Origin of the sequence: Sphingobium olei (assembly GCF_042678845.1) — a bacterium.
Taxonomy (GTDB): Bacteria; Pseudomonadota; Alphaproteobacteria; order Sphingomonadales; family Sphingomonadaceae; genus Sphingobium; species Sphingobium olei.
The window spans coordinates 1-3,774 of record NZ_JBHTLS010000001.1 but is presented as its reverse complement, the minus strand read 5'-3'; the positions used below and the strand labels follow the sequence as shown (position 1 = coordinate 3,774).

Sequence of the window (3,774 nt, the reverse complement as noted above, 5' to 3'; positions counted from 1 at the left end):
CGCGGCGTAGTCCTGCAAAGCTGCGGAACATTTCGCCACGTCCTTCACATTATTCTATAGGGTGTCGAGCCATCCCATCAGATTGGCATCTCGCTTCCACGAAGGTGGCACGTTGCTCGCCGCCGGGGCGCCAACCTGTTCCAGCGCCTTTCGTTTGGTCTCCAGATTGGCCTGAGCATAGTGATTGGTCGTATCGAGACTGACGTGCCCGAGCCAACTGCGGATGACGGTGATATCGACCCCGGCGGCAACGAGGTGGACGGCGGTCGCGTGCCGGAAGCTGTGAGGCGTAACGTGTTTTGACTGGAGGGTCAGCGTCGATTTCGCGGCTTGTTCCACGTAGGCGTTGAGCTTGAACCGCACCCCTGACGCCCCTAGCGGTTCACCGTATCGATTGACGAAGATCCGCTCATCGGGCGCACGGGGCTGTCGCTCCAGTAGCTTCCTGAGCAATGCCACGGTTTCTGGCCAGAGCGGGCAGATGCGTTCCTTGCGCCCCTTGCCGTAAAGACGCACGAAGTTCGGTGCATCGAACCGGATTGCTTCGGGACAGAGGTCAAGCGCCTCTTGGATTCGCGCGCCACTGTTATAGAGGAACGAGAGCAGTACATGGTCGCGCAGCCCTTCGAGTGTCGATCGGTTGGGCTGGGCGAGGATGGCCTCGACCTCCTCGGGCTCGAGGTAGCACGGCGCGGAGGTGGGCTCCCGCTTCAACGGAACAGCCAGGACCTCTGAGCACTGCGCGATGTATTCCGGATTCTTGTCCGCCACGAAGCTGAAGAAGCTGCGGATGGCGGCCAGTCGGCAGTTCCGCGTGCCGATCGTGGTCTTGCGGCCATGCTCGGTATGATGAAGGAACGCGCGCACCTCGCCGGCCGAGACGTCGGTGAGCGTCAGCCGCGCGACCCCGCAGCCTTTTCGCTCCGCGACGAACCGAAGCAGCAGCCGCCAGGTGTCGCGATAAGAGCGGATCGTGTGGATTGACGCGCTGCGCTGCTCGGCCAGCCACTCCTGGAAGAACGCCCGCAACAACGCGGGCAATGGATTGCCTTTCCTCATGGCCGCGCCTCCGTGACAAGGCACGGGGCGCCGAGCGCGCGGAACCGTTCACTGGCTTCCTGCAACAGATCCTGCGTGACGGTGATGTAGACCAGCGTGGAGTGGAGATCCCGGTGCCCCATGTAGGTCGAGAGGAAGTGCAGTTTTTCCTGAGGGTTAATGCCGGACCGGTACCACTGGAGGATGCGGTTCACCACCATCGAGTGACGAAGGTCATGGACCCGCGGCCCGGTCCGGCCCGAAGCGGGCTTGAGCCCAGCACGGCGCATGACGTTGGTAATCATTGTCGTAACCGCCTCGGGCCTGTAGCGGTCATTTAAGTGGGCATGCCAGAACAGCCCTGATTTCGGGTTCTGTGGGCCGCCAGCGCGCCGCCTCGCATCGATGTACGCGCGCAGTTCGACCGCGACACTGTCGGATAGAGGCAAGATCCTGGTCTTGTAGAACTTCGTTTCCCGGATCGTGATCGTGCTTGATTGCAGGTCCACGTCACCAAGATCGAGCCATGCCAGCTCGCTTCGCCGTAGCCCGGCACAATAGGCCAGCATGATCATGGTGTAGAGGGTCAACGGCCGCAGCGGAGCGTCCGGCGACGGATAAGTCCGTGCGGTATCGAGCATACGCCGAACGTCAGCCGGGCTGAAGATATGCGGTTGCCGATGCTCCCGCGCTACTTCCCGCTCTGGCCGGGGATTGAAGCGCTTTGGCGGGATAGTCGGATCGAGGCGGAACCGCGCCTTGGTCAGGATGCGCGCCAGCTTCTGGCATTCAGCCGCGTGGTTGCGGGTCGGCTTGGCAGCCGCCCAGCTCGCAATCATTGCCTCAAGTGGTTGCTCCGCGAGGTCGGGACGGGCCTGAAGGAACCGATCGAACCGCAGCAGCCAGTGAGCCTGCGCTTCATATTGATATCCCCGGCTGCGCATCAGCATGACATGGTCTTGCATGAAGTCACCCAGCACGCTGCCGAAGGGCGCAGGCCGTCGTAACGCGGCCAAGGATTCGTCGGGATTCGGGGAAGCCAAGGCCCGCCAGATCGGCTTGCTTTGCTTGACGTTGTACCGACGGCGAAGTGCAGCAACAGGGTTGTCGGCGATCAGCCCGATTTCGACGAGGTGGTCGAGGAAGCGGTCGACAATGCAGACCTGATTGAGCAGCGTCGACAATCGCCAACGTTTTTGCATCTCCTTCAGCCAGGCGTCGAGCATCTGCCGGTCCACCGCCGGATGCCGGCGGGCAACATCTTCGAAGGTGCAAAGGAACCAGCGATATGTCGGTACGCTTCCCGGCCGGAACTGCGATTTTACCAGGAAGGCGTCGACGACGGTGCGATCGGGATCGTGCCAGGCGCTCATGACAGCACCTCCATTCCAGGCACCTCGAGTGCCACGGCTCGGAGATCATCTGTTGCCAGTTTGAGATAAGTATTGGTGGATTCGGTGGATCGATGCCCGAGCACGTCGCCGATGATCTTTTGCGGGACCGATGCCCGCAGCATTTCGACCGCACGTGCGTGGCGGAAGACATGCGGCCCCCGCTTTCCTGCTGGCACTACGCCTGCGGCGGCCAACCGACCGCGGATCATGCCGTACAGGTTCGTCATTGCGATATAGGGTGCGCAGGATCGGACGAAGATTTCCCGCACTTCAACCTGGGGCCGCCCAAGGCGCAGATAATCCAGCAGCGCTTCACCAACAGTCACCATTAGCGGCATGTACGAGTACGCGTTGGTCTTGGTGTGGCAGATCCGGAGGGATTCTGCGCGCCAGTCCACGTCATCGAGCCGAAGGCGGCATATCTCACCTTCGCGCAGCCCATACGTGGCAAGCAGCTGAAGTATCGCATAATCGCGTAGTCCGCGTGGCGATCTGTCCTCCTGCGTTGTCGCCAGAACCGCGGCGATTTGGCTCCTTTCCAGCGTCGACGGCACATCTTCGTAGGCATAGAGCATGGGGCCGATGATGTGTGGCGTCAGATCGGTCGGGATGCGACCCGTCCGATGCAGATGGCGAACCACCGAACGGAGACGCTCAGCGACATCGGCCAATGATTTGCGCCGTAAACCANCAGGCGCGCGCATGTCCATGTAGAGATCGATGTCCACGATGCTCAACGTTTCGAGGCTGGCGGCACCGGCCCGGTCGAACTGCCATCGCAGGAAGTTTCGCGCCTCCCACATCAGCGCCGCAATGGACGAGATTGCCAAACCGCGCTCCTCGCGCAGCCATGCCTCGTATTCGCGGCAAATTTCATGTCGATGCTCGTCATCGGGACCGATCATTTCTGCGTCCGGGGGCCAATTGCCTTGAGCAAGCCGGAGGAGCTTGGCGATCGCGGTGCGGGGCAACATGTGCCAACGCGCACTGGGAGGCCGACCGTACTGGATCTCAAAATCCTGAACCGCATAGCCAAAATACTGATCGACCTGCTGCGGCGTCACAGTCTCGACCTGTATATCGCACTCGGCCAGATAATCGAGAAACGCGCGGGCGTAGAGACGGTGGTTCGCCACGACCACGGGATTGTAATTCTGTGTGGTGAGCGAATTCGAGAGTTCGGTGATCAACTCGTCATGCAACTTCAACATGATTGCCTCCTCAGCTGGTCCAGGGACCGCCGAGGTTCGCAACCAATATAATGCGCAGCAACTGCGCACACTATCATGGGAATTCGCCGGTTACGCCGCGCTCCTCCGCATTACCGCTTCCTCGCGATAAG

3 protein-coding genes are annotated in these 3,774 nt (G+C 61.1%); all 3 read right to left on the bottom strand.

Features of this window, described 5'->3' with window-relative positions; genetic code table 11:
- Nucleotides 1–54: 54 nt before the first annotated feature.
- Genes ACFQ24_RS00015 through ACFQ24_RS00005 form a run of 3 tightly spaced genes read right to left on the bottom strand, consistent with a single transcriptional unit; the run spans nt 55 to nt 3,643 of the window.
- Entirely contained in the window at nt 55–1,059 is a 1,005-nt protein-coding gene (locus ACFQ24_RS00015) for a site-specific integrase (RefSeq protein ID WP_009823939.1), read from the bottom strand.
- Entirely contained in the window at nt 1,056–2,411 is a 1,356-nt protein-coding gene (locus tag ACFQ24_RS00010) for a tyrosine-type recombinase/integrase (protein ID WP_009823940.1), read from the bottom strand. Before ACFQ24_RS00010 ends, ACFQ24_RS00015 begins: the two co-directional genes overlap by 4 nt.
- A complete protein-coding gene (locus tag ACFQ24_RS00005) occupies nt 2,408–3,643 on the bottom strand; it encodes a site-specific integrase (protein ID WP_380908130.1) in 1,236 nt (411 codons plus the stop codon). Before ACFQ24_RS00005 ends, ACFQ24_RS00010 begins: the two co-directional genes overlap by 4 nt.
- Nucleotides 3,644–3,774: the final 131 nt, after the last annotated feature.